This is a genomic window from Actinosynnema sp. NPDC091369 (assembly GCF_044757065.1).
In the GTDB taxonomy this organism is placed as follows: Bacteria; Actinomycetota; Actinomycetes; order Mycobacteriales; family Pseudonocardiaceae; genus Actinosynnema.
The window spans coordinates 1,081,242-1,106,269 of record NZ_JBIVUG010000001.1 but is presented as its reverse complement, the minus strand read 5'-3'; the positions used below and the strand labels follow the sequence as shown (position 1 = coordinate 1,106,269).

Annotated in this window: 21 protein-coding genes; 13 read left to right on the top strand and 8 right to left on the bottom strand. The window is 73.0% G+C overall.

Features of this window, described 5'->3' with window-relative positions; genetic code table 11:
• Window positions 1-82: 82 nt before the first annotated feature.
• Complete coding sequence (locus tag ACIQMJ_RS05465; protein ID WP_499759747.1) at window positions 83-1,315, top strand: AI-2E family transporter; 1,233 nt, start codon at window positions 83-85, stop codon at window positions 1,313-1,315.
• 3 nt (window positions 1,316-1,318) lie between these two features.
• On the opposite strand, the gene ACIQMJ_RS05460 is transcribed toward ACIQMJ_RS05465, so the two are convergent.
• Window positions 1,319-2,515 carry a GGDEF domain-containing protein gene (locus ACIQMJ_RS05460; protein ID WP_499759746.1) on the bottom strand — a complete coding sequence of 399 codons (1,197 nt, stop codon included), beginning with the start codon at window positions 2,513-2,515 and terminating at the stop codon, window positions 1,319-1,321.
• 223 nt (window positions 2,516-2,738) lie between these two features.
• Here ACIQMJ_RS05460 and macS point away from each other — a divergent pair, with 223 nt between their 5' ends.
• From macS to ACIQMJ_RS05430, 6 genes are all read left to right on the top strand, one after another.
• Entirely contained in the window at window positions 2,739-3,845 is a 1,107-nt protein-coding gene (macS, locus tag ACIQMJ_RS05455; protein WP_499760252.1) for a MacS family sensor histidine kinase, read from the top strand.
• Window positions 3,842-4,492 carry a response regulator gene (locus tag ACIQMJ_RS05450; RefSeq protein WP_378086352.1) on the top strand — a complete coding sequence of 217 codons (651 nt, stop codon included), beginning with the start codon at window positions 3,842-3,844 and terminating at the stop codon, window positions 4,490-4,492. The genes macS and ACIQMJ_RS05450 overlap by 4 nt, the downstream gene beginning before the upstream one ends.
• Window positions 4,493-4,495: 3 nt before the next feature.
• The gene (locus ACIQMJ_RS05445; RefSeq protein WP_499759745.1) at window positions 4,496-5,065 is read left to right on the top strand and encodes a DUF1707 SHOCT-like domain-containing protein; all 570 of its coding nucleotides are present in this window, start codon (window positions 4,496-4,498) and stop codon (window positions 5,063-5,065) included.
• 65 nt (window positions 5,066-5,130) lie between these two features.
• Window positions 5,131-6,594 carry an SDR family oxidoreductase gene (locus tag ACIQMJ_RS05440; RefSeq protein WP_499759744.1) on the top strand — a complete coding sequence of 488 codons (1,464 nt, stop codon included), beginning with the start codon at window positions 5,131-5,133 and terminating at the stop codon, window positions 6,592-6,594.
• Window positions 6,595-6,630: 36 nt separating this feature from the next.
• On the top strand, window positions 6,631-7,665 hold the full coding sequence (gene tdh / locus ACIQMJ_RS05435) for an L-threonine 3-dehydrogenase (protein ID WP_499759743.1): 1,035 nt from the start codon (window positions 6,631-6,633) through the stop codon (window positions 7,663-7,665).
• Window positions 7,665-8,843: a glycine C-acetyltransferase gene (locus ACIQMJ_RS05430; RefSeq protein WP_499759742.1), complete on the top strand. Its 1,179-nt coding sequence runs from the start codon at window positions 7,665-7,667 to the stop codon at window positions 8,841-8,843. Before tdh ends, ACIQMJ_RS05430 begins: the two co-directional genes overlap by 1 nt.
• A 4-nt stretch (window positions 8,844-8,847) precedes the next feature.
• Here the strand turns inward: ACIQMJ_RS05430 and ACIQMJ_RS05425 are convergent, their stop codons facing one another.
• A complete protein-coding gene (locus ACIQMJ_RS05425; RefSeq protein ID WP_499759741.1) occupies window positions 8,848-9,042 on the bottom strand; it encodes a hypothetical protein in 195 nt (64 codons plus the stop codon).
• 51 nt (window positions 9,043-9,093) lie between these two features.
• Between ACIQMJ_RS05425 and ACIQMJ_RS05420 the strand changes: the two genes are divergently transcribed.
• Window positions 9,094-9,966: a LysR family transcriptional regulator gene (locus ACIQMJ_RS05420; RefSeq protein ID WP_499759740.1), complete on the top strand. Its 873-nt coding sequence runs from the start codon at window positions 9,094-9,096 to the stop codon at window positions 9,964-9,966.
• Here ACIQMJ_RS05420 and ptsP read toward each other — a convergent pair.
• Window positions 9,960-11,591, bottom strand: coding sequence for a phosphoenolpyruvate--protein phosphotransferase (gene ptsP / locus ACIQMJ_RS05415; protein ID WP_499759739.1), 1,632 nt, complete (start codon window positions 11,589-11,591; stop codon window positions 9,960-9,962). The two genes, ACIQMJ_RS05420 and ptsP, sit on opposite strands and share 7 nt — an antisense overlap.
• A gap of 130 nt (window positions 11,592-11,721) precedes the next feature.
• Entirely contained in the window at window positions 11,722-12,585 is an 864-nt protein-coding gene (locus tag ACIQMJ_RS05410; protein WP_499759738.1) for a ribokinase, read from the bottom strand.
• A 96-nt stretch (window positions 12,586-12,681) separates the two neighbouring features.
• Here ACIQMJ_RS05410 and ACIQMJ_RS05405 point away from each other — a divergent pair, with 96 nt between their 5' ends.
• Window positions 12,682-14,643: a DUF2339 domain-containing protein gene (locus tag ACIQMJ_RS05405; RefSeq protein WP_499759737.1), complete on the top strand. Its 1,962-nt coding sequence runs from the start codon at window positions 12,682-12,684 to the stop codon at window positions 14,641-14,643.
• Window positions 14,644-14,913: 270 nt separating this feature from the next.
• Window positions 14,914-15,927, top strand: coding sequence for a YncE family protein (locus ACIQMJ_RS05400; protein ID WP_499759736.1), 1,014 nt, complete (start codon window positions 14,914-14,916; stop codon window positions 15,925-15,927).
• A 10-nt stretch (window positions 15,928-15,937) separates the two neighbouring features.
• Here the strand turns inward: ACIQMJ_RS05400 and ACIQMJ_RS05395 are convergent, their stop codons facing one another.
• Entirely contained in the window at window positions 15,938-18,049 is a 2,112-nt protein-coding gene (locus tag ACIQMJ_RS05395; protein ID WP_499759735.1) for an MMPL family transporter, read from the bottom strand.
• 122 nt (window positions 18,050-18,171) lie between these two features.
• Here ACIQMJ_RS05395 and ACIQMJ_RS05390 point away from each other — a divergent pair, with 122 nt between their 5' ends.
• A complete protein-coding gene (locus ACIQMJ_RS05390) occupies window positions 18,172-18,921 on the top strand; it encodes a TetR/AcrR family transcriptional regulator (RefSeq protein WP_499759734.1) in 750 nt (249 codons plus the stop codon).
• A 163-nt stretch (window positions 18,922-19,084) separates the two neighbouring features.
• Window positions 19,085-19,687, top strand: a complete 603-nt coding sequence (locus ACIQMJ_RS05385; protein ID WP_499759733.1) for a hypothetical protein — start codon at window positions 19,085-19,087, stop codon at window positions 19,685-19,687.
• 6 nt (window positions 19,688-19,693) lie between these two features.
• Here ACIQMJ_RS05385 and leuS read toward each other — a convergent pair whose 3' ends face one another.
• On the bottom strand, window positions 19,694-22,495 hold the full coding sequence (leuS, locus tag ACIQMJ_RS05380) for a leucine--tRNA ligase (RefSeq protein WP_499759732.1): 2,802 nt from the start codon (window positions 22,493-22,495) through the stop codon (window positions 19,694-19,696).
• A 149-nt stretch (window positions 22,496-22,644) separates the two neighbouring features.
• Window positions 22,645-23,760, bottom strand: a complete 1,116-nt coding sequence (locus tag ACIQMJ_RS05375) for an esterase-like activity of phytase family protein (protein WP_499759731.1) — start codon at window positions 23,758-23,760, stop codon at window positions 22,645-22,647.
• A 102-nt stretch (window positions 23,761-23,862) separates the two neighbouring features.
• Here ACIQMJ_RS05375 and ACIQMJ_RS05370 point away from each other — a divergent pair, with 102 nt between their 5' ends.
• Complete coding sequence (locus ACIQMJ_RS05370; protein ID WP_499759730.1) at window positions 23,863-24,270, top strand: SdpI family protein; 408 nt, start codon at window positions 23,863-23,865, stop codon at window positions 24,268-24,270.
• A 4-nt stretch (window positions 24,271-24,274) separates the two neighbouring features.
• Here ACIQMJ_RS05370 and ACIQMJ_RS05365 read toward each other — a convergent pair whose 3' ends face one another.
• Window positions 24,275-24,856, bottom strand: coding sequence for a YqgE/AlgH family protein (locus ACIQMJ_RS05365; RefSeq protein WP_499759729.1), 582 nt, complete (start codon window positions 24,854-24,856; stop codon window positions 24,275-24,277).
• Window positions 24,857-25,028 lie beyond the last annotated feature (172 nt).

Sequence of the window (25,028 nt, the reverse complement as noted above, 5' to 3'; positions counted from 1 at the left end):
ATCCGAAACGTGGGGTCCGCCATGCCGCCCGCGGTGCCCGACCGACCCGCTCGCGGGCCCGCGGCCGACTAGCGTGGTGCGCGTGACGGGGACGGAACGGAAGATCACCGACAACGTGCCGGCGCTGCTGCGCGTGACCGCCGCGCTGAGCTGGCGTTTCGTCGCCGTGGTGGCGGCCCTCTACGTGGTGTTCCACGTGGTCGGGTTCCTGGCCACCATCGTCATCCCGGTGGGGGTGGCGCTGCTGCTGGCCGCGCTGCTGTCGCCCGCGGTGTCGCAGCTGACCCGGGCGGGCATCCCGCGCGGTGTGTCCACGGGCGTCGTGCTGGTCGGGGGCATCGCGCTGGTCGGCGGCGTGCTGACGTTCGTGATCAACGAGTTCTCGAAGGGCCTGCCGCAGCTCCAGGTGCAGGTCGGCAAGAGCCTGGAGCAGATCCGCGACTGGCTGCGCGACGGCCCGCTGCACCTGAGCGACGTCGAGTTCCAGGAGTACCTGGACGAGATGGTGAAGACCATCCAGGACAACCAGGCCGACATCACCTCGGGCGCGCTGACCACGGCGGCGACCCTGGGCGAGATCCTGACCGGTTTCATCCTGGCGCTGTTCACCCTCATCTTCTTCCTGCACGACGGCGACGGGATCTGGCGGTTCCTGGTCCGGATCGTGCCGCGCGACGTGCGCGACCGGGCCGACGTGGCGGGGCGGCGCGGTTTCGCCTCGCTCGTGTCGTACGTGCGGGCGACGGCGCTGGTGGCCGTGGTGGACGCGGTCGGCGTCGGCGTCGGCCTGTGGATCGTGGACGTGCCGCTGGTGGTGCCGCTGTCGGCGCTGGTGTTCCTCGGCGCGTTCATCCCGATCGTGGGCGCGGTGATCACCGGCGCGGTGGCGGTGCTGGTGGCGCTGGTGGCGGTGAGCCCGGTGGCGGCGCTGGTCGTGCTCGCCATCCTGATCGGCGTGATGCAGCTGGAGAGCCACGTGCTCCAGCCGTTGCTGCTGGGCCGCGCGGTGAAGCTGCACCCGCTGGCCGTGGTGCTGGCGATCACCGCCGGGTTGGTGGTGAGCGGCATCGCGGGCGCGCTGCTGGCCGTGCCGCTGCTGGCGGTGCTGAACTCGGGCATCAGGTCGCTGCTGTCGGAGTCGGACCGCGACGTCGCGCCGCGCCAGGTCGACGTGCTGGAGCCTCAGGAGAGCGGACCCGTGGACACGGGCGGGGACCGGGTCTCCGACGACGGAGTCGTCAATCGGGTACAGGATGCGTTCGAGGGTGACACCGACACCGAGGGGCCGACGGCGGACCACAGCGGGCGGCAGTAGGGGTCAGGCCATCTCGACCAGGTTGCGGCCGTAGCCCTTGGCCGCGAGCAGGGCGGCGTCGGCGGCCACCAGCAGGTCCGGCAGCTCGTAGCCGAACCGCTGGGTGGTGGCCACGCCGATGCTCACGGTCAGGCCGGTGAGCAGGTGCTCGCGGCCGTCCGTGCGGACGGTGGGCACGGCCAGGTCGGCGACGGCGTGCCGCACCCGTTGCGCCACGGACCGGGCGACGGCCGGTTCGGCGTCGGGCAGCAGCACGACGAACTCCTCGCCGCCGAAGCGGCCGACCAGGTCGCCGCGCCGGACCGTGCCGGTGAGCAGCAGGGCCACCGCGCTGAGCGCCGAGTCGCCCGCCAGGTGGCCGACCTCGTCGTTGACCCGCTTGAAGTGGTCGAGGTCGAGCAGCATCACGGCCATCGGCCGGTTGCGCGCCCGCGCCTTGGCCAGCTCGTAGCGGGCGCGGCTGTCCCAGTGCACGGCGTTGGCCAGGCCGGTCTTCGCGTCGCGCTGGGCGGAGCGCCGCCACTGCGGCAGCTGCGCCGCCCGTTCCAGCAGGGCCAGCGGCGGCCCGGCCATCAGGGCGTGCACCGGGGTGGTGATCGCGACGAAGCCCATCAGGCCGCCGATGCTCACCGCGACGATGCCCAGCACCACGTCGATCGGCTCGCCGATGACCTCCTCGCCCTTGGCCCGGGGGCTGCGCAGCTTCAGGCCGACCGCGATCACGGCCGCGCGGACGACCAGCAGCACCGTCGCGCCGAGCACCATCACGGCCAGGTCGGTGCTCGGCTCGGCCCAGCCGATGGCGTAGCGGGTGGTGAACACGGCCAGCGCGGTCGCGGACAGGGTGAACACCCAGCGGTGCGACTCCGGGCGCTGGGTCAGCACGCCGTGCAGCGCGGGGCCGAACAGCAGCAGGACCAGCAGGTTGCACGGCAGGGCGACCAGGCCCGCGGTGAGGTAGCACAGGTGGGCGGCCCACGGGTTGCGCGCGGCCTCTCCCGCCCGGTGGCTGTAGATGGAGCTGCCGACGATCACCGCGCCCGCGGTGCCCGCGATGGCCGCGAACCGGCCGATCTGCCCCGGTGTGGGCTGCGGCGAGGTCACGATGCAGTAGACGACGACCGCCAGCGCCAGGGCGTCCACGAGCAGCCAGTAGGCCAGCGCGGAGCGCTTCAGCGTCCACATTGGCCAGTGGCGCACGCTCGGCCCTCCCTCGCCACAGCGGTCCACGGACGTGATCTTCACCCCCGGAGGTAATCAGACTCCGCGAGATCACGCTCGGTGACTCCCGTCAGCCTTCCACAGGTGTCGGTATCGGAACAGACGGCCACCTGGGGGTTAGCTGCGCCACTCGACACGGCAAGATTGGGCGCGAAGGGAGCACACCGTGCACACGAAGCCAGCCGACCAGGGGACAGCGGCCATGGAGGACCCCGTCGCGCACCTCTGGCGGGGAACGGTAGCGCTACGCGTAGTGACGTTCCTGTTCGCCCTGGGCAACGCCATCGACCAGCACGACGAGTACGAGCGGCCGTGGCTGGCGTGGTGCGCGATCGCGGCGATGGCCCTGTGGTCGGTGTTCACGATCCAGGCGTACAGCCGGGAGCACGGGCGGCGGCCGTGGATCGTGGTGGCGGACGTGCTGATCACGTGCGGCCTGATGTCGCTGTCGCCGTTGATCATGACCGACGACCAGTTCCTGTTCAGCGTCCCGCTGATCACCACGATCTGGGCGGCCGGTCCGCCGGTGGCGGCGGGCGCGCTCGGCGGGCAGGTCGCGGGCGCGGTGTCCGGGTTCGCGGTCGGGCTGAGCACCTACCTCAACCGCGGTGAGCTCAGCGTCGACCTGGTGCGCGACGTGGTGCTGCTGTCCGGCGCCGGGTTCGTGGTCGGCATGGCTTCGACCACGGCGCGCCGCTCGGCGGTGCGGCTGGCGCAGGCGCTGCGGACCGAGGCGGCCACGGCGGAGCGCGAGCGGCTGGCGCGGTCCATCCACGACGGCGTGCTCCAGGTGCTGGCCCGGGTGCGCAAGCGCGGCACGGAGCTGGGCGGCGAGGCGGCGGAGCTCGCCGAGCTGGCCGGTGAGCAGGAGGTCGCGCTGCGGTCCCTGGTGGCCGCCGCGCCGACGGAGTCCACCGTGGACGGTGACGCGGACCTGCGGCCCGCGCTGCAACTGCTGGCCACGTCCCGGTTCCAGGTGTCCACGCCGGCCACGCAGGTGATGCTGCCGGCCGCGACGGCGTTCGAGCTGACCGCCGTGGTGCGCGAGGCGCTGTCCAACGTGGACAAGCACGCGGGCCCGGACGCGCGGGCGTGGGTGCTGCTGGAGGACCTCGGCGACGAGGTCGTGATCAGCGTCCGCGACGACGGTCCCGGCATCCCCGAGGGCCGGTTGGCCTCGGCCGAGGCGGAGGGTCGGATGGGCGTCGCCCAGTCGATCCGGGGCCGGGTGGAGGCGCTGCGTGGGACCCTTGAGCTGCAAACGGGGCCGGGGGAGGGCACCGAGTGGGAGGTGCGGGTCTACAGATGAGCGTGTCCGTGATGGTGGTGGACGACCACCCGCTGTGGCGCGACGGTGTCGCGCGCGACCTGTCCGAGCGCGGCTTCGAGGTGGTCGCGACGGCCGGTGACGCCGCGTCGGCGGTGCGGATCGCCCGCGCGGTGCGGCCGGACGTGGTGCTGATGGACCTCAACCTCGGCGAGACGACGGGGGTCGAGGCGACCACGATGATCACCGGGTCGCTGGAGGGCACCCGGGTGCTGGTGCTGTCCGCGAGCGGCGAGCACAGCGACGTGCTGGAGGCGGTGAAGGCGGGCGCGTCCGGCTACCTGGTGAAGTCGGCGTCGGCCGAGGAGCTGGTGGAGGCGGTCAACCGGACCGCGGCGGGCGACGCGGTGTTCACCGCGGGGCTCGCGGGCCTGGTGCTCGGGGAGTACCGGCGGATGGCCGCCACGCCGGACGAGGACAAGCCGCAGCTCACCGAGCGGGAGACCGAGGTGCTGCGGCTCGTGGCCAAGGGGCTGACCGCAAGGCAGATCGCGAACCGGCTGGTCATCTCGCACCGCACGGTGGAGAACCACGTGCAGTCCACCCTGCGCAAGCTGCAACTGCACAACCGCGTCGAGCTGGCGCGGTACGCGATCGAGCACGGGCTCGACGTCGAGCCGGAGGGCTGAGCCATGACCGACCCCAGGGACTTCCGGGTGTCCGACGCCGAGCGCGAGCACGTCGTCGGCCTGTTGCAGAAGGCGATCGGCCGCGGGCTGATCACGCTGGACGAGTTCACCGAGCGCACCGACACCGCGCTGGCCGCCCGCACCCGCGGCGAGCTGAACGCGGTGCTGCTGGACCTGCCGGGGATGGTGCACAACGAGCAGGTGCTCGCCGCGCCCGCGGAGCGGCAGGAGCTCAAGGCCACCATGTCCACCATCAACCGCAAGGGCAACTGGTCGGTGCCGCGGCAGCTCGTGGTGCGCAGCCGGATGGGGTCGACGGACCTGGACTTCCGCGAGGCTTCCATCCCGCACGCGGTGGTGGAGATCGAGCTGGACGTGACCGCCGGGTCGGTGAAGCTGGTGCTGCCCGAGGGCGCGACAGTGGACGCCGACGGCGTGGAGCTGGCCGCGAGCAACCTCAAGGACAAGGTCGGCACGGGCGCGAACGGCCGGCCGCACTTCGTGGTGCACGGCCACGTGCGGGCGGGCAACGTGGAGATCAAGAAGAAGGCCCGCTGGTTCCGGCACGCGTGACCCCGTCGTGACCCCGTGGCGCGCGCCGGCGTGCGCGCCGGCCGTCGCGCGGTGAGGATCGTGGTGTGCACTGCCTCGTCACCGGCGCGACCGGCTACCTCGGCGGACGGCTCGTGCCCCGGTTGCTCGCGGCGGGCCACCGGGTCAGGTGCCTGGTCCGCGACCCGCGCAAGCTGCGGGACGTGCCGTGGGCCGGGCAGGTCGAGGTGGTGCGCGGCGACGTGCTCGACCCGGCTTCGCTCGGCGCGGCGATGCGCGACGTCGACGTGGTGCACTACCTCGTCCACTCGCTGAGCGACCCGCACTTCGCCGACGCGGACCGGCGCGCCGCGCAGAACACGGCCCGCGCGGCGGCGGACGCGGGGGTGCGGCGGATCGTCTACCTGGGCGGGCTGCACCCGCCCGGGGTGGCGCTGTCACCCCACCTGGCCTCCCGCAAGGAGGTCGGGGACGTGTTCCTGCGCGGACCGGTGCCCGCGGTGGTGCTCCAGGCGGCGGTGGTCATCGGGTCCGGGTCGGCGAGCTTCGAGATGCTGCGCTACCTCACCGAACGCCTGCCGGTCATGGTCACGCCCCGCTGGGTGCGCAACCGGGTCCAGCCGATCGCGGTGCGGGACGTGCTGCGGTACCTGGTGGACGCGGTGGGGTTGCCCGCCGAGGTGAACCGGACGTTCGACATCGGCGGCCCGGACGTGCTCACCTACCTGGAGATGATGCTGCGGTACGCCCGGGTGGCCGGGTTGCGCCGGCGACGCGTCCTGCCGGTGCCGGTGCTCACGCCGCGCCTGTCCGCGCACTGGGTCAACCTGGTCACGCCGGTGCCGCGGTCGATCGCCTCGCCGTTGATCGAGTCGCTGGTGCACGAGGTGGTGTGCCGGGAGCACGACATCGAGGCCCACCTGCCGGGTGACACCACCGGCTACGACCGGGCGGTGGCGCTCGCCCTGGCGAAGATCCGCGACGCGGACGTGGAGACCCGCTGGTCGGGGGCGTCGGTGCCGGGCGCGCCCGCCGACCCGCTGCCCACCGACCCCGACTGGTCCGGCGGCTCGTCCTACGTCGACGTGCGGGAACGCCGGACCGCCGCGTCGCCGGAGCGGCTGTGGCAGGTCGTGGAGGGCATCGGCGGCGAGCACGGCTGGTACTCGTTCCCCCTGGCCTGGGCGGTGCGGGGGTGGCTGGACCGGCTGGTCGGCGGGGTGGGGCTGCGGCGCGGCCGGCGCGACCCGAGGCGGTTGCAGGTGGGCGAGGCGCTGGACTTCTGGCGGGTGGAGGAGCTGGACCGGGGCCGGCTGCTGCGGTTGCGCGCGGAGATGCGGGTGCCCGGCCTGGCCTGGTTGGAGCTGCGGGTCGCGGCGGCGGAGGGCGGCGGGTCGACCTACCGGCAGCGGGCGGTGTTCGTGCCGCGCGGGCTGGCCGGGCACGCCTACTGGTGGTTGGTGTGGCCGTTCCACGGCGTGGTGTTCGGCGGCATGGCGCGCAACATCGCCAATGAAGCTGAACTTACGAGTGAATTCAGAAAGTCCTGATGGACTGCACAGCGGGCCGGGGGCACACTCGCCCGCATGAAGGCACTGGTCAAGGCGACCGCCGGGCCCGGTCTGTCGTTGACCGACGTCCCGGACCCCACCCCCGGCCCCGGTGACGTCGTCGTCCGCGTGCTGCGGACCGGCATCTGCGGCACGGACCTGCACATCGACTCGTGGGACGAGTGGGCCGCGCACAACATCCACGCGCCGCTCGTGCTCGGGCACGAGTTCGTCGGCGAGGTGGTGGAGACCGGCGCGGCGGTGACCGGGGTGAAGGTCGGCGACCTGGTCAGCGGCGAGGGCCACCTGGTGTGCGGCACGTGCCGCAACTGCAAGGCGGGCCGGCGGCACCTGTGCGCCAACACGCGCGGCCTGGGCGTGCACAGCGACGGCGCGTTCGCGCAGTACGTGGTGCTGCCCGAGGAGAACGCCTGGGTGCACCGCACCCCCGTCGACCTGGACGTGGCGGCGGTCTTCGACCCCTTCGGCAACGCCGTGCACACCGCGCTGTCGTTCCCGGTCATCGGCGAGGACGTGCTGATCACCGGCGCGGGCCCGATCGGGATCATGGCGGCGGCGGTGGCCAAGCACGCGGGCGCCCGCAACGTCGTCATCACCGACATCAGCGAGCACCGGCTGGCGCTGGCCCGGGAGGTCGGCGTCGACCTCGCGCTCAACGTCGCCGAGCGCACCATCTCCGAGGCGCAGTCCGAGCTGGGCATGTCCGAGGGCTTCGACGTCGGCATGGAGATGTCCGGCAAGCCGATCGCGTTGCAGGAGATGATCGGCAACATGGCACACGGCGGCCGGATCGCCATGCTCGGGCTGCCCGCCGAGGAGTTCGCCGTCGACTGGAGCAGCGTCGTGCTGAAGATGCTGCACATCAAGGGCATCTACGGCCGGGAGATGTTCGAGACCTGGTACTCGATGTCCGTGCTGCTGCAACGCGGCCTCGACCTGTCGCCGGTGATCACGCACCGGTTCGACTACACGGCGTTCGACGAGGCGTTCGCGACGGCGCGCGAGGGCAAGTGCGGCAAGGTCATCCTCGACTGGACGGGAGCTCACTGATGTACGGCGCGATGCGCGAGGACCTGCGGGCCGGGCTGGACGAGATCCGCGCGGCCGGGCTCTACAAGGCGGAACGGGTGATCGGCACGCCGCAGAACGCGGCCGTGCGGGTCGGCTCGGGCGCCGAGGTGCTGAACTTCTGCGCCAACAACTACCTGGGCCTGGCCGACCACCCCCGGCTGGTCGAGGCCGCGCACGAGGCGCTGGACCGGTGGGGCTTCGGCATGGCGTCGGTGCGGTTCATCTGCGGCACGCAGGAACCGCACAAGGAGCTGGAGCGGCGGCTCTCGGAGTTCCTGGGCACCGACGACACGATCCTCTACAGCTCGTGCTTCGACGCCAACGGCGGCCTGTTCGAGACGCTGCTCGGCGCGGAGGACGCGATCATCTCCGACGAGCTGAACCACGCGTCGATCATCGACGGCGTGCGGCTGTCGAAGGCCCGCCGCCACCGCTACCGCAACCGGGACATGGACGACCTGGAGCGGCAGCTCAAGGACACCGCCGACGCCCGCTACCGGCTGATCGCCACCGACGGCGTGTTCTCCATGGACGGCTACCTCGCGCCGCTGGACGAGATCTGCGACCTGGCCGAGCGGTACGACGCGCTGGTCATGGTGGACGACTCGCACGCGGTCGGCTTCACCGGGCCGAACGGCCGCGGCACGCCCGAGCTGTTCGGCGTGCAGGACCGGGTGGACATCGTCACCGGCACGCTCGGCAAGGCGCTGGGCGGCGCGTCGGGCGGCTACACGTCCGGCCGCGCGGAGATCGTGGAGATGCTGCGGCAGCGGTCGCGGCCGTACCTGTTCTCCAACTCCCTGGCGCCGTCGATCACGGCCGCCGCGATCGCCGCGCTGGACCTGCTCAGCTCCTCCGGCGAGCTGCTGACCAGGCTGCGCGAGAACACCGCCCTGTTCCGGTCGCGGATGACCGAGGCGGGCTTCGACCTGCTGCCCGGTGAGCACCCGATCATCCCGGTGATGATCGGCGACGCGGCGCGGGCGTCCCGGATGGCCGACCTGCTGCTGGAGCAGGGCATCTACGTGATCGGCTTCTCCTACCCGGTCGTGCCGCACGGCAAGGCGCGCATCCGCACGCAGATGTCGGCGGCCCACTCGACCGACGACGTGAACCGCGCGGTGGACGCGTTCATCGCCGCACGCGACCGGATGTGAGGTCTCACTTCTTCCCGCTGCCGCCCCAGATGCCCGCGAACACGAGCAGGATCGCGGTCACCAGGATCGAGAGGGTCACCACGACGCCGTTCATCTCGAACCCGCCCGCCCGGGCGCTGGGCACGACGAAACCGAACACGACCAGCACGAGCAGGCCGACACCGGCGATGACCGATTCGGTGGTGCGGAGCGAGCGCATGGCTCTTGGTACCGCACGCGCGCGTGGCGTGCACGTCGTGACAATGGGCCCGTGATAGACCCACGGCGACTGCGGGTGCTGCGGGCGCTGGCCGACCACGGCACCGTGACGGCGGCGGCCCGCGCACTGCACCTCACGCCTTCCGCGGTGTCGCAGCAGTTGGCCGCCCTGGAGTCGGAGGTGGGGCACGCGCTGCTGCGGCGCCGCGGCCGGCGGGTGTCGTTGACGGCGGCGGGCGAGCTGCTGGTCCGGCACGCCAACGCGGTGGCGGCCGAGCTGGAGCGGGCGCAGGCGACGCTGGCGGCGTTCAGCTCCGGCGCCACCGGCCGGGTCGAGGTGGGCAGCTTCGCGTCGGCGATCACGCAGGTCGTCGCGCCCGCGCTGGCCGCGCTGCGGGTGTCCGCGCCGGACGTGACGCTGCGGGTGCGCGACGTGGAGGGGCACGCCAGCGTGCCGCTGCTGCTCGACGGCGAGATCGACCTGGCGATCACCGAGGAGTACCGGCTGCGCACCGACGACCGGCGGCTGACCCGGTTCCCGCTCTACACCGAGCCGTTCGACGTGCTGCTGCCGCCGGGGCACCCGCTGGCCGGGCGGGCGGAGGTCGACCTGGCCGACCTCGCGGACGAGGACTGGGTGGTGACGCTGCCGGGCAACCCGGTGCGCGACGTCGTGCAGCTGGCGTGCGAGCAGGCCGGCTTCGCGCCCCGGATCACGCACACGTCCGACGACTTCCGGGCCACCGGCGCGCTGGTGCGGGCGGGTGCGGGCGTGGCGCTGGTGCCGCGCAACGCCGTGCGGGGTGTGCCGGTCCGCGGCACGGCGCCGCTGCGGCGCGTGGTCGCGGCCGTGCGCCGGGGCAGCGAGGACCACCCGTTGGTGCAGCTCGTCCGGGACGCCCTGCTGGACGCCGTCGGTCAGTGAGGGGCGCGGGCCGCCAGCTTCGCCGCCGCCGGGTCGGCCGCCGCCACCGCGCCGCGCGCCGCGAGCTGGCACAGGTCGAAGCTGGTGGAGGCGAGCTTCGCGCCGACGCCCGCCAGCGCGGTGTGGTTCATCGACAGGCTCGTCACGCCCAGCCCGGTCAGCACGCACGCCAGCAGCGGGTCGGCGGCGGCTTCGCCGCACACGCCCACCGGCTTGCCCGCGGCCGTGCCCGCCTGGCCGACCAGCTCGATCAGCCGCAGCAGCGCGGGCTGCCACGGGTCGTTGAGCGCGGCCACCGCGCCGACCTGCCGGTCCGCCGCGAACAGGTACTGGGCCAGGTCGTTCGTGCCGATGGAGACGAAGTCGACCGCGGCCAGCACCTCGGCGGCGACCAGCGCCGCCGCCGGGATCTCGATCATCACCCCGGCCCGCTGGATGCCCGCGGCCCGCGCCCGTTCGGCGAACCACGCGGCCTCGGCGGCGGTGGCGACCATCGGGGCCATCACCGACACCTCGGCGTCGGTGTCGGCGGCGGCCAGGGCGATGGCTTCGAGCTGGCGCTCCAGCACGTCGGGGCGGTCGAAGGCGACGCGCAGGCCGCGCACGCCCAGCGCCGGGTTCGGCTCCGGCTCGGGCGCGAGGAACGGCAGCGGCTTGTCCGCGCCCGCGTCGAGCGTGCGGACCACCACGGGCTTGCCCGCGAACGGCGCGAGCACCGCCGCGTACGCCGCGCGCTGCTCGGCCACGGACGGCTCGGTGGTGGCGGACAGGAAGCAGAACTCGGTGCGGAACAGGCCGACGCCCTCCGCGCCGCCGGCCGCCGCGGCGACCGCGTCGGCGGGCGAGCCGACGTTGCCGAGCACCTTGACCCGGTGGCCGTCGCGCAGCGCGCCGACGCCGTTCCACTCGGCCCGGCCGGCGACGTGCGCCGCGCGGACCGTGCCGTCGGACGCCTGCACCACGCCGGTGTCGCCGTCCACGAGCAGGGAGGGCACGTCGAGGTCGAGGACGCCGCGGCACGCGACCACGGCCGGGATGCCCAGCGACCGGGCCAGGATCGCGGTGTGCGAGGTGGGGCCGCCCTCCTCGGTGACCAGCGCGAGCACCTTCGCCGGGTCGAGGCCCGCGGTGTCGGCGGGCGCGAGGTCGCGGGCCACCAGCACCGACGGCGAGGTCAGCGACGGCACGCCGGGCGCGGCCACGCCGAGCAGCTCGGCGACCAGCCGGTCGCGCACGTCGCGCACGTCGCGGGCCCGTTCGGCCATGTACCCGCCGGCCGCTTCGAGGGCGGTGATGAACCCGGCCGCGGCCTGGTGCACGGCCCGTGCGGCGGGCAGGGCGTCGGACGTCACCAGCTTCTCGGCCTGGGACAGCAACGCGGGGTCGGCCGCCATCGCCGCCGTGGTCTCCAGCACGTCCTTCGCGTCACCGCTCGCCGCCGAGGCCCGCTCGTGCAACCGCGCGACGACCACGTCCGCCGCCGGCCTGATCCGCGCGGCCTCGGCCGCCGGGTCGGCCGGCGCGGGCCCGGCCGGGGGCTCCCCCAGGGGTTCCGCGACCCGGACCACCGGCCCGGACGCCCGCCCGGAACTGACCCCGACACCGCTCAGCCGCGCACTCGACATGGTCTAGACCATACCCCCAGGTTGACGGGACGTGGAAGACAAGCCAACGCCACCCGGCCCGGACGCGCTACCCCAGCAGGTGCTCCGAGGTCGGCAGCACGGGTCGGCCGAGATCGACCCGAGCCCGCGATCACCCGGATTCCCGCACCCGCTCCGCACCCGGGTACGACGGCTGCGCGCCGGGCGAGGTCACCGACACGGCGGCCACGCGGGCGGCGAAACGGGCGGCTTCCGGCAGGGACGAGCCCGACGACAGGCCGAACGCCAGCGCGCCCGCGAACGCGTCACCGGCGCCCGTGGTGTCCACAACGGACACCTCCGGCGCGGCCACCTCCACCACACCGGACGGCGTGACGACGGCCGCACCGCGTGCGCCCAGCGTGACCACGGCGGACTTCGGGCCGAGGGCCAGCAGCCCCTCGAACGACGACGCCAGCGACGCGGCCTCGTGCTCGTTCACGATCAGCGGGTCCAGCAGGGCCAGCGCGTCCGCGGGCACCTCGACCACCGGCGACAGGTTCAGCACCGGCCGGACGCCGCGGGCGGCCGCCGCCCGCACCGCGTGCGCCACCGTCGGGACCGGCACCTCCAGCGAGCACACCAGCAGCGTGACGTCGTCCCAGGTCAGCGCGTCCACATCGGACACGCCCAGGTCGGAGTTCGCGCCGGGGGCGACGACGATCGAGTTCTCGCCGTCCGGCGTCACGGTGATGTACGCCAGGCCCGTGGGCCGGGACGACGTGCGCACGAAGTCCGTGCGCACACCCGCCGACGACAACGACTCCAGCAGCAGCCGCCCGTACTGGTCACCGCCCACCGCCCCGACGAACGCCACCGGCGCGCCGAGCCGGGCGGCGGCGACGGCGGTGTTCGCGCCCTTGCCGCCGGGCATGACGACGGTGTCGCCGCCGAGCACCGTCTCCCCGCCGGCGGGACGGCGGGGCACCGGCACGACGAGGTCCGCGTTGGCCGAACCGAGCACGAGAACAGTCACGGTGGAACTCTGCCAGGTCCGACCGTGACCCGTTCGGTACCCGGTTGAGTAGTGGTACGGATTCCGGATACACCGGTTCGAGGCGACCCTGGTCACATGACCGGTACCGGGCAGGACCCGTTGACGAGGCTGGCTGACGAACTCGGGCACCTGGGTCGCCGCTTGGAAGCGGTCGGCCTGGAGCTGCACCGGGTCGGCAGCGCGCAGGCGGTGGCAACGGCCACCGCACCCCCCGCCACGACCACGGCCACCACAACGGCCACGGCCACAGCCGCCGCACCGACCACCGCAGCGCCCGCGTCCACCGCAGCGCCGACCACCGCTGCCGGTCGACCGGGCGCGTCGACCGCCCCGCGGGCTGAACCCCTCCGGCCGGCGCAGCCGGGGCCGCAGCAGCCGGTACCGCAGCAAGCCGCCGTGCCGCCCCACGCGTACCCGGCCGCCCCGCCCCCGCCACCCGCCAGCGGCTGGGGTCCGCCGCCCACCCCCTACTGGACGCCGGCCCCTCCGCCGCCGCCCGGCCCCACCCTGTTCGACCGCCTCGCCAAGGACGGCGCGGGCAGCAAGCTCCTCGCCTGGGTCGGCGGCGCCGTCACGCTGCTCGGCGTCGTGCTGCTCCTGGTCCTGGCCGTGCAGCGCGGTTACCTCGGCCCGCTGCCGCGCGTCCTCGGCGGCGCCGCGCTCGGCGGCGCGCTGGTCGGCCTCGGCCTGTGGCTGCACCGCACCCCCGCCGGCCGGACCGGCGCGTTCGCCCTCGCCGCCACCGGCATCGCCGTGCTCTACCTGGACGTCATCGCGGCCACCTCGATCTACGAGTACCTGCCCGAGGGTGGCGGCCTGGCCGCCGGTCTGCTCATCGCGGGCGGCGGGCTGCTGCTCGCGCTGCGCTGGGACTCCGCGACCCTCGCCATCGGCGTGGTCGCGGCGTGCGCCGTGTGCGCCCCGGTCCTCACCCAGGGCTTCACGCCGCTGCTCGTCGCGTTCCTGCTGGTCCTGAAGATCGCGGCGAGCCCGGTGCACCTCAAGCGCGACTGGCCGTGGCTCGCGGTCACCGCCGGCGTGCCGCCGCTGGTCGCCTCGGTGCTGGTGATCGGCCGCACCGACGAGCTCGCCCTGGCCGGGATCTCCTTGCTGGCCGCCGTGATCGGCGTCGCCGCCGCGGTGCTCACGGTCCGGGTCCGGCCCGGTGACGTCACCGCGCTCGCCCTCGCCGTCGGCTCGCCGCTGCCCGCCCTGCTCACCACCGCCGTGCTGGACCGCCACCTCGGCGCGGGCGTGGCGGGTGCGGTCGCGGTGGTGATGCTCGCGCTGTGGGCGGCCGGTCGGCGTTCGCTGCCGGGCAACTTCACCGCGGCCGTCGGCGGGGTCGGCGCGTTCGCCCTGTTCCAGGCGACGGCGCTGGCCCTCGACGGCAGCACGCGGGCCGCGGTGGTGCTGGCCGAGGCGTTGGTGCTGGCGTTCCTGGCGAAGGTCCTGGCGTCACGCGGTCCGCTGCTCGGCTCGCTCGTGTTCGGCGCCACCGGTTTCCTGCTGACCCTCGGCAACGCCGTGCCGCCGCGACTGCTGCTGGACGAGCCGTGGCGCGTGGACACCGCGGGGTTCCTGGTGTCGGGCATGCTGACCGCGTTGGTCCTCGGTGTGCTCGCGGTCGTGCTGCCGTGGGTCGCGTCGGGCCTCGGTGTGCTGGGCCGGCAGCCGTTCCCGTGGGTGGTCGCGGGTGTCGTGCTGCTGTACGCGGCGGCCGGGGTCGTGCTGTGCGGCGCGCTGCTGGTGTCGCAGGACGTGACCGGATTCCTCTTCGGTCACTCGATCGTGACCGTGTCGTGGACGGTCGCCGCGCTGGTGCTGCTGGTGCGCGGCATCGACCGGAAGTCCCTGCGGGTGGCCGGGTTGGTGCTGGTCGGGGCCGCGGTGGCGAAGCTGCTGCTGTTCGACATGGCCGCGCTGGACGGCATCGCGCGCGTGCTCGCGTTCATCGGCGCGGGCCTCGTCCTCCTGACGGCGGGCACCCGTTACGCCAAGCTGGTGGCAACTCGACGAATTTCGGCTGATTCGTAGCTCTCGGGATCCAAAACGGCCCGGGCTGCGTCAACCTGGTGGTAGAGGTCTACGTCGTCGGGGTACGACCACCGGTGCTCCGGCACCGGCAGGGGTCCGGCGTCGGTCGTTTCGCCCCCCGAGCGACCGGCGCCGGGCGCACCGCCGCCGTTGCCGCCCGCCCCGCCGCCGCGGGCGGCAGCCAGGACCTCGTCACCCGGTCCGGCACAAATGGCACCCGTCCGTAGGACCAGGGTGGAAGCCGACCGCGCGGCGGTGTTCCCTCCAGCCATGTGGGGACGACGACGCACCGCAACCCTCGGCACCGCCGCTGTCCTCCTCGCCGCCGCGATCTCCGCCGGGGGCCAGGAGCGCTCGCACGTCGTCACGGCCGCCGGCGCGCCCGCGCCGAAGGCGTACGTGGTCGCGCACGGCGGCCAGGTCCAGGTGCTGGACACCACCAACGGACGGGTCGTGGCGGGCGCGAACACCGGCGCGTGGACCACGGGCGCGGCGGTCGGGCCGGGCGGCCACCGGGTGTACGTGGTCAACGGCTGGGCGGGCGTGATCACGGCGGTCGACCCGGTGGCGGGCAAGGTGGTCGGCCGCATCGACACCCGCGTGCAGCTGGCGCAGGCGGTGCTGCGCCCGGACGGCGGACGCCTCTACGTCACCGGCAGCGGCGCGGTCGCGGTGGTGGACCCGGTGTCGTTCCGCCTGGTCGCCGCGATCAAGGCGGGTGGTCAGCCGCAGGGCATCGCGGTCACGCCGGACGGGCGGCGGTTGTACGTGGCCAACGCGCAGGACGGCACGGTGAGCGTGCTCGACACCGAGACCGCGAGCCCGAAGACCACGATCGACGTCGAGGGGATGCCGCAGCACGTGGCGATCAGCCCGGACGGCAAGGCCGTCTACGTCAGCTCTCTCGACCTGGGCGAGGGCGCGGGCACGGTGTCGATGATCGACCCGAACGCCGACGAGGTGCGCTGGTCGACGCCGGTCGGCAAGGGCGCGGGCAGCATCGCGGTCACCCCCGACGGGCGGCGCGTCTACGTCGCGCTCGACCGCCGCGTGGCCGTGCTGGACACCACGACCCGGACCGCGAGGACGTTGCGGCTCAAGGCGAAGACGCTGGCCATCGCGCCGGGCGACCGCCGCGTGTTCCTGTCCACCGGCGACACCGCGACCGTGCTCGACAGCGCCGACAACCGGGTGCTGAACACGTTCCAGCTCAGCGGCCTGAACGGCGACGGCCGCGGCTTCCAGGCCACGGCCATCGCGTTCGAACCCCTCGACCTCTCGTGAGGGACCCCGCCTAGACGGTCTGCGCCACCTTGGTCGGGTTGCCGTCCTCCGCCGGCGCTTCCTCGTGGATCGCCATCCGCTCCTGGATCCGGCGCAGCGGGCCGGGAGCCCACCACGCGGCGTCCCCGAGCAGCTTCATCACCGCGGGCACGAGCAGCATCCGCACCACGGTGGCGTCCAGCGCGAGCGCCAGGATCATGCCGACGCCGACGAACCGCATCATCGTGATCTGCGAGAACGCGAACGCGCCCGTCACCACGATCAGCAGCAGCGCCGCCGCCGTGATCACCCGCCCGGTCTTGGCCAGGCCCGCCGTCACCGCTTCCTCGGTCGACGCGCCACGACCGCGCGCCTCGACCATCCGGGACAGCAGGAACACCTCGTAGTCGGTGGACAGCCCGAAGACCACGGCCGCCATCAGCACCACGATGCCGGACTCCAGCGGCGCGGGCGTGACGCCGAGCAGCGAGGCGCCGTGCCCGTCCTGGAACACCCACACCAGCACGCCGAACGTGGCCGACAGGCTCAGCGCGCTCATCACCACGGCCTTGATCGGCAGCAGCACGGACCCGAACGCCAGGAACATCAGCACGAACGTCGCGCCGACCAGCAGCGCGATCATCAGCGGCAGCTTGTCGCCGATGGCGTCGAGGCTGTCGGACACCATGGCCGTGGTGCCGCCGACGAGCACCTCGTCACCGGGACCGGCCAACGCGCGCACGTCCCGCAGCGCCTGCTTGGACTCGTCGCTCAGCGCGTCCTGGTCCAGCCCGGCGTTGACCAGCCACACGCCGCCCGCGGGCTCGGCCGCGACCTGCGCCTCGCCGACACCGGGCACCGCGGCGACCTCGCCGACGAACGCCTGCACGTCCGCGGGCGACGGGTCGCCGGTGATCACGACCTTGAACCCGGAGTTGGACAGCGCGGCGAAGTCGCGGTTGACCGTCTCGGCGGCGACCCGGGCCGGGTTGCCCTCGGGCAGCACCTTCTCGGTCACCTCGCCGAACTTCACGCCCAGGAACGGTGAGCCGAGCGCGAGCAGCACCAGCACGATCGGCAGCGCGAACAGCACGGGGCGCTTCATCACGCGACCGGCCAGCCGCCGCCATCCGCCCTCCGACGGCGCCTTCTTCTTGCGCCACGGCACGGCGAGCTTGTCCACGCGGTGGCCGAGGACGGCCAGCAGCGCGGGCAGCAGCGTCAGCGACACGACCGCCGCGATGGCGACCGCGGACATGCCGCCGTAGCTGAGGGACTTCAGGAAGCCGTGGGGGAACAGCAGCAACCCGGCGAGCGCGATCACCAGCAGCGTCGCGGAGAACAGCACGGTGCGGCCCGCCGACATGACCGTCCGGCGCACGGCGTCGGGGGTGTCGCGGCCGGCGGCCAGCTCCTCGCGGAACCGGCCGACCATGAACAGGCCGTAGTCGATCGCCATGCCGAGGCCGAGCAGGCTGGCCACGTTGACCGCGAACGAGTTCACGTCGGCGACCAGCGAGACGGCGTGCAGCACGCCGAGCGACCCGGCGATGGCCAGGCCGCCGACCAGCACCGGCAGCGACGCGGCGACCAGGCCGCCGAAGATGATGATCAGCAGGATGAGCACGATCGGCAGCGACACGGCCTCGGCCTTGGTGAGGTCGGAGGCGGACATGTCGCTGATCGCCTTCTGGGTCGGCACCAGGCCGCCGACCTGCGGGTCGAGGCCGTCGACCGCGAGCTCGCCCGAGATCTGCTCGTACTGCTTGAGCTGGGTGTTGGAGTCGCCCGAGCGCAGCGTGATCACCACGAGCGACTTGCCGCTCTCCGGCGACGGGAACGGCGGCTGCACCTTCAGCACGGCGTCGGTCGGGAGGTCGGCCAGCTCGGCGGCGATCCGCTGGAGCTTCGCCGGGTCGGTGGTGTCGTAGACCGCGAGGACGTCGCCGCCCTGCCGGCCGAACGCGTCCTGCGCGACGTCGTTGGCGCGGGCGGCCTCGCTCGTGGGCGCTTCGTAGCCGCCCTGGCTGAGCCGGTCGAACACGCCGAGGCCCCAGATGCCGCCGACCACCGCGAGGGCCGCCGTCGCGATCAGCACCACCCACCTGCGGCGGTACGCCAGCGATCCCCACTTCGCGAACACGCGTCCTCCCGGGCAAATGGGCTACCGTTGCGTGAATGGCGTGAACTACGTAAACAGCGTTCACTGACCGCCCCCGAAGTTATACCCGGGTGAACAGTGTTTACAACCTGATTGGGTGACATATGACCGAGGCCACTCGCCGTGAACGGCTCCGCGCCGAGACAGAGCGCGACATTCGGCGACAGGCCCGTGCCCTGCTCGTGGAGCGCGGCCGGGACGCCGTCACTCTGCGTGCCATTGCTCGCGAGGTCGGCATCACCGCTCCGGCGCTGTACCGGTACTACGACTCGCGCGAGGACCTGCTCCGCAGGCTCGCCGAGGACGTCTGCGCCGACCTCGCCGCGGAGCTCGAAGCCGACCTCGACCGGATCGACCCCGGCGACGTCACCGCCCAGGTCTACGCGGTGTGCCGCGGCTTCCGGCGCTGGGCGCTCGCGCACCCGCAGGAGTTCGCGCTGGTGTTCGCGTCCACGGAGGACGCCCTCGGCTCCTGCACGCCGAACGAGGACCGCAGCCAGGTCGGCGACCAGTTCGGCCGGGTGTTCCTCGAGGTCGCGGGCCGGTTGATCGCGAGCCACCCGCTACCGGACGACCTCGGCGGCGACGACGTCCCGGTGAACCTGCACGGCGAGCTGGCGGCGTTCCAGAAGGTCCTGCTGGCCACCGTCGCCGAACGCGGCGTCGAGGTGGACGAGGACGTCCTGCCGCTCGGCGCGGTCTACCACATCACGCAGTCGTGGGTCCGCATCTACGGCCACGTGGCCCTGGAGGTCTTCGGCCGCTTCCCGTTCGCCGTGACCGACCTGGAGCCCATGTTCGACTCGATGCTGGCTCAGATCCTCGGCGAGATGGGTTTCGCTGCGCAACGGTGAAGTGCGACTTCCGGGCATACCTGCTGGGCCGTTCGAGCGCTTTTCGCCTGCGCGGCGCAACCAGGGGCACCCGGGCGGGGTTGCATGGGTTGGCCGCACGGCGAGAACGTCTCGGGGCGGGGGGATGGTGGCGGGGAAGAGTTCCGACAAGGGATCAGGCGGCGTGGCGTTAGTGGCCGCGGTGCTCGTCGTCCTCGCGGGCGCGGGTGGCGCCGGTGGCGCAGCGCTCAACTCGGGCGCGAGCGGCGGTGGCGGCGCGGCACCGGTGGAGAGCATCGGGGTGCGCAAGTGGGACGCCAAGCGCGCCGCGCGCGGTGGCGACGCCGCGGGCGCGATGGGCCACCTCGGCGTCGCGATCAGCAAGCAGGCGGTCAAGCAGGAGCTGGACTGCGTGGCCAACGCGTTCGGCCAGGTCCGCGACTTCCTCGTCCGCACGCCGTGCACGTCCCTGGACCGCCTGCTGCTCGCAGTCGGCGACCAGGCGGGCAACGCGGCCGTGGTGTCCGTGGTGTGGGTGACCTTCCCCGGCCGCAACCAGGCGCGGCAGTTCGACCGCGTGATCGACGTCGCGGGCTCCGGCGACGTGCAGCCGTTGAACGGCGGGGTCGTCGGCCTGCCGGACGTGCGGTTCACCGCCCGGCACTACTGGTCGGAGATCAAGGACACGACGATCACCATCGCCGAGTCCGAACCGGCAACCGGGCACGTCGAGCCGGACCTGCTCGACGCGATGACCGAAGTGGCCGCCCAGTTGCCCCGTCCGTGAACCCCGCTACAGCACCACGTTGACCAGTCGGCCCGGTACGACGATCACCTTGCGCGGCGTGCCGCCGTTCAGCAGCTCGGCCACCTTCTCGTCGGCCAGGGCCGCCGCCTCGACCTCACCCGCTGACGCCGACGCGGGCACGACCACGCGGGCCTTCACCTTGCCGTTGACCTGGATCGGGTACTCGACCGTGTCCTCGACCAGGTACTTCTCGTCCGCGGCCGGGAACGGGCCGTGGGCCAGCGAGTCGGTGTGGCCCAGCTTCGACCACAGCTCCTCGGCGACGTGCGGGCTCAACGGTGCCAGCATCAGCACCAGCGGCTCGGCCAGCGCGCGGGGCGCGCCGCCCGGGAAGTGCTTGGTGACGTGGTTGTTCAGCTCGATCAGCTTCGCGCCCGCCGTGTTGTAGCGCAGGTTCGCGAAGTCGTCGTGCACGCCCGCGATCGTCTTGTGCAGCAGCCGCAGCGCTTCCTCGCCCGGGTCCTCGTCGGTGACCCGCAGCTCGCCCGTGGTCTCGTCGACCAGGTTGCGCCACAGCCGCTGCAGGAACCGCTGCGCGCCCACGACGTCCTTGGTCGCCCACGGCCGCGAGACGTCCATCGGGCCCATCGACATCTCGTACAGCCGGAACGTGTCGGCGCCGTACTTCTCGCACATCTCGTCCGGCGTGACGACGTTCTTCAGGCTCTTGCCCATCTTGCCGTACTCGCGCTTGACCTCTTCGCCGTCGAAGAAGTACTTGCCGTCGCGCTCCTCCACCTCCTCGGCGGGCACGGGGGTGCCGCGCGAGTCGCGGTAGGCGTACGCCTCGATGTAGCCCTGGTTGAACAGCCGCCGGTACGGCTCGTCACCGGACACGTGACCCAGGTCGAACAGCACCTTCTGCCAGAACCGCGCGTACAGCAGGTGCAGCACCGCGTGCTCGACACCGCCGATGTACAGGTCGACGCCACCGGGGTCGGACGCGCCGTGCTCGGCCGTGCGCGGGCCCAGCCAGTACCGCTCGTTCTCCTCGTTGACGAACCGGTCCGGCTCCGTCGGGTCCACGTACCGCAGCTGGTACCAGCACGAGCCCGCCCAGTTGGGCATGGTGTTGGTCTCGCGCCGGTACGGCTTGGGCCCGTCGCCCAGGTCCAGCTCGACGGTGACCCAGTCCTCTGCGCGCGACAGCGGCGGCGACGGCTCGGAGTTCGCGTCGTCCGGGTCGAACGTGCGCGGCGAGTAGTCGTCCACGTCGGGCAGCTCGATCGGCAGCATCGACTCCGGCACCGCGATCGGCGTGCCGTCGGCGTCGTAGACGATCGGGAACGGCTCGCCCCAGTACCGCTGCCGGGAGAACAGCCAGTCGCGCAGCTTGAACTGCACGGTGCCCTCGCCGCGGCCCTGCTCCTCCAGCCAGGCGATGATCTTCTTCTTGGCCCCGTCGACGTCCAGGCCGTCCAGGCTCACGCTGCTCTCGTGGCTCGAGTTCACCGCCGGGCCGGTACCCGTGTACGCCTCGCCGTCGAAGTCCTCCGGCGGCTGCACGGTCCGGACGATCGGCAGGTCGAACGCCTTGGCGAAGTCCCAGTCGCGCTGGTCCTGGCCGGGCACCGCCATGATCGCGCCGGTGCCGTAGCCCATCAGCACGTAGTCCGCCACGTACACCGGGATGCGCGCCCCGTTGACCGGGTTGACCGCGTGCGCGCCGGTGAAGACGCCGGTCTTCTCCTTGTTCTCCTGCCGGTCCAGCTCGGACTTGCGGGCGACCTCGTCGCGGTAGGCGGCGATCGCGTCGGCCTGCCCGGCGGACGCGATCACGTCCACCAGCGGGTGCTCGGGCGCCAGCACCATGTACGTCGCGCCGAACAGCGTGTCGGGCCGGGTGGTGAACACCTCGACGTCGACGCCGTCGTGCCCGTCCACGGCGAACTTGACCCGGGCGCCGTGCGAGCGCCCGATCCAGTTGCGCTGCATCGCCTTGATCTTGTCCGGCCAGTCCAGCCGGTCCAGGTCGTCGATCAGCCGGTCGGAGTACGCGGTGATCCGCATCATCCACTGGCGCAGCGAGCGCCGGAACACCGGGAAGTTGCCGCGCTCGCTGCGGCCGTCCGCGGTGACCTCCTCGTTCGCCAGCACGGTGCCCAGGCCGGGGCACCAGTTCACCGGCGCCTCGGACAGGTACACCAGGCGGTGCTGCCCCAGCAGCTTCTCGCGCTCCGGGCGGGACAGCTCCGCCCACGGCTTGCCCGGCGTGGCCCGCTCACCCGAGGCGAACTGCGCCTCCAGCTCGGCGATCGGGCGGGCCTTGCCCGCCGCCGGGTCGTACCAGGAGTTGAAGATCTGCAGGAAGATCCACTGGGTCCACTTGTAGTAGCCCGGGTCGATGGTGGAGATGCGGCGGCGCTCGTCGTGGCCCAGGCCCAGCCGGCGGATCTGCCGCAGGTAGGTCTGGATGTTGTCCTCGGTGGTCTTGCGCGGGTGCTGCCCGGTCTGCACGGCGTACTGCTCGGCGGGCAGGCCGAACGCGTCGAAGCCCATCGTGTGCAGCACGTTGCGGCCGTTCATCCGGTGGTACCGGGCGAACACGTCGGTGCCGATGAAGCCCAGCGGGTGCCCGACGTGCAGGCCCGCGCCCGACGGGTACGGGAACATGTCCTGCACGAACAGCTTGTCGGCGGGCACGTCGCCCTTGAGCGGCCCGACCGGGTTCGGCGCGTGGAAGGTGCCCTGCTCCTCCCAGTGCTGCTGCCAGCGCCGCTCGATCTCGCCCGCCAGCTCGGCGGTGTAGCGGAAGGCGGGCGTCGCGTCCGCCGCGTCGGTGCTCATCGGGATGTCCCTCTCCATCGGTACCTGCCCCTGACATGACGAAACCCCCCAGCCCGGAAGGGCATGAGGGGTTGCCGCGCGGACCTGGCTGTCGAGGTCTGCGCGGCTAGCTAAGGAGCAGGCGGGCCTTGCTCATGTCGTCAACGGTATCAGCGCAGCGCAAGTGCGATGAACCGGGTGAACTCCTCGGCCGCGAAGTTGTCGTCGCTGACCAGCAGCAGCGTGCGCTCGCCGGAGGCCAGGCGCGGGCCCCAGGTGAGGCCCTCGACGTTGTCGATCACGGGCAGCGGGAAGTCGTGCAGGTCGGCGAGCTGCTTCTTGCGGACCGGGCGCACGTCGTCGGCCAGCACGTCCTGGTGGCGCACGTCCGTCGCGCCCGCGATGTCGACCTGGAACAGGCGCACCTTGTAGTCCGCGCCGGGCACCCAGCTGCGCTCCAGCGCGTAGTAGCGGCCGGGGACCTTCGGGTCGGCCAGGATCGCGGGCACGCCGGTGTCGGGGCCCCACGGGCCGGGCTCGGGTTCGGCGAACAGCGGTTCCAGCGGGTAGGCGTGCTGGCGGACGACCGCGCCGTCACGGGTCTGCACGGTGAGGCGGGTGAGCGCGCCGCGCTCGGCGGTCGGCACGTCGCCGTCCTGCAAGAGCGGTCCCTCGACCACGCTGGTGACGAGCGCGCCGTCGGCGGAGAACGCGATCGCCTCCAGCGCGAGGTTGCGGCGCGGGCCGCGGTCGGCGGTGTAGGCGTAGTTCTCCGGCAGCGGCAGGGTGTCGACGTAGGCGCCGTCACGGGCGGCCCGCTGGATGGACGGCTGCACCACGACCGGTCCCTCGGTCTTGGGCCGCTCGCCCTCCTGGCTCCACCAGTAGTCGCCGGTGACGGGGTCGACCCGGATCTCCTCGGGGTCCGCGGTGCGGCCGTCGTTCGCGGGCGGCGACGAGTAGGTGCCGCCGTCGGGGTGCCGCAGGGCGTGGGTGGCGGTGATGCGGACGTCGTGCACGCCGGACTCGTCCAGGCGCAGGTCGGCGGTGTAGAAGCGCGCCGGGTTCGTGTAGGAGCGGTCGTCGCTGATCAGCACGTACTCGCCGGTGGCGGGGTCGCGGTCGACGCCGGAGAGGCCGCCGACCGTGGTGCCCTCGAACTGCCACGCGTGCGGCAGCGTGGTCTCGCCCAGGAAGCGGACGGGGGGCGCGGCGGAGGCGGTGGGCGCGGCCGTGACGAGCGCGGCGACGACACCCAGCGCGGCCAGGCAAGATCGAGTCTTCATGCGGTGAGCCTCCCGAGCCCGAGGGCCCGTCCATAAGGACACCTTCGGGTGAAGTCGGGGCTGGTTCGACCAAGATCGAAGGACGGGCCTACCCTCGGACGCGTGAACATCGTGCTGCCTGTGGTGCTGGGTCTGATCGGTGTCGCGTTCGCGACGATCGGCTTCCTCGGCGTGCGGGGCGGACTGCACCGCAACCGCTTCTTCGGCGTGCGCACCAAGGCCACGCTGCGTGACGACGAGACGTTCGCGCTGGCCAACAAGATCGCCGGCGTGCCGAACGTGGCCGCGGGTGCGATCGCCCTGGTCGCGGCCGTCGCGGCGGCCGTCAACCCGGCGTTGGCGCTGGTCATCGGCCTGATCGGGCTGGTCGGCAGCCTCGTGGTCGCGGGCGCGGGCGGCGTGCTGGGCCACCGGGCCGCCGAGGCGCTGCCCGAGCAGGCGCCGGCCGGGTGCGGCGGCTGCGCGTGCTCCGGCGCGGGCGGCGGCTGCGGCGTGCTGACGCGCGCCTGAGCCGCTAGTTGCGGCGGATGTCCGTCGGGAACGTCGCCAGCAGCGCCGTCGGCATCCCCTGGCGGCGCAGCACCCGACCCCACAGGTCGACGTTCGGCGGCGTGAGCACGTCGTCGGGCAGGCCCTTGACCACGATCCAGTCGCCGCGCGAGATCTCGCCGCCCAGCTGGCCCTCGCCCCAACCCGAGTAGCCCGCGAACACGCGCATGCCGCGCACCTTCGCCACCAGCGCGTCCGGGTCGGCGTCCAGGTCGACCAGCGCCACCGGGCCGTGCACGCCGACCACGCCGTCCAGCGAGGCCAGGTCCTCCCCGGTGCGCAGCGCGGCCAGGCACAGCGCCGTCTTCTGCTCCACCGGCCCGCCGATGTAGACGGCCTGCGGCCTGCTCACGTGCGGGCCCCAGGCGGGCAGCACGTCGTGGACGGCGACCTCGCTCGGGCGGTTCAGCACCACGCCGAGGCTGCCCTCGTCCCGGTGGTCGATGACGTAGACCACCGTCCGGCGGAAGTTGGAGTCGGTCAGACTCGGTGCCGCGACCAGCAGGGATCCCGGTTCGACGTCGGCATCAGGGCGCACACCACGCATGATCCCAGACGAGCGCCGCGGGCCAGGCGACGCAGCGCGCACACCGCACCTCCGCGTCGGCGGAACATCCGGGCTACCGTGTTCGTTGCAGTGAACGTCAGGCGCCATCGAGTCCCCCGGGCCCACTTGAACGCCTACGCGGAATACCGTCCGGCTGGAGCCGCGTAGTGCC

What these genes read in the sequence shown, in the direction of transcription:
- ACIQMJ_RS05405 (WP_499759737.1), top strand. Translation starts at nt 12,682, where the DNA reads ATGACCGGTACCGGGCAGGACCCGTTGACGAGGCTGGCTGACGAACTC.
- ACIQMJ_RS05375 (WP_499759731.1), bottom strand. Translation starts at nt 23,760, where the DNA reads ATGAAGACTCGATCTTGCCTGGCCGCGCTGGGTGTCGTCGCCGCGCTC.
- ptsP (WP_499759739.1), bottom strand. Translation starts at nt 11,591, where the DNA reads ATGTCGAGTGCGCGGCTGAGCGGTGTCGGGGTCAGTTCCGGGCGGGCG.
- ACIQMJ_RS05390 (WP_499759734.1), top strand. Translation starts at nt 18,172, where the DNA reads ATGACCGAGGCCACTCGCCGTGAACGGCTCCGCGCCGAGACAGAGCGC.
- tdh (WP_499759743.1), top strand. Translation starts at nt 6,631, where the DNA reads ATGAAGGCACTGGTCAAGGCGACCGCCGGGCCCGGTCTGTCGTTGACC.
- leuS (WP_499759732.1), bottom strand. Translation starts at nt 22,495, where the DNA reads ATGAGCACCGACGCGGCGGACGCGACGCCCGCCTTCCGCTACACCGCC.
- ACIQMJ_RS05425 (WP_499759741.1), bottom strand. Translation starts at nt 9,042, where the DNA reads ATGCGCTCGCTCCGCACCACCGAATCGGTCATCGCCGGTGTCGGCCTG.
- ACIQMJ_RS05450 (WP_378086352.1), top strand. Translation starts at nt 3,842, where the DNA reads ATGAGCGTGTCCGTGATGGTGGTGGACGACCACCCGCTGTGGCGCGAC.
- ACIQMJ_RS05430 (WP_499759742.1), top strand. Translation starts at nt 7,665, where the DNA reads ATGTACGGCGCGATGCGCGAGGACCTGCGGGCCGGGCTGGACGAGATC.
- ACIQMJ_RS05400 (WP_499759736.1), top strand. Translation starts at nt 14,914, where the DNA reads ATGTGGGGACGACGACGCACCGCAACCCTCGGCACCGCCGCTGTCCTC.
- ACIQMJ_RS05445 (WP_499759745.1), top strand. Translation starts at nt 4,496, where the DNA reads ATGACCGACCCCAGGGACTTCCGGGTGTCCGACGCCGAGCGCGAGCAC.
- ACIQMJ_RS05365 (WP_499759729.1), bottom strand. Translation starts at nt 24,856, where the DNA reads ATGCGTGGTGTGCGCCCTGATGCCGACGTCGAACCGGGATCCCTGCTG.
- macS (WP_499760252.1), top strand. Translation starts at nt 2,739, where the DNA reads ATGGAGGACCCCGTCGCGCACCTCTGGCGGGGAACGGTAGCGCTACGC.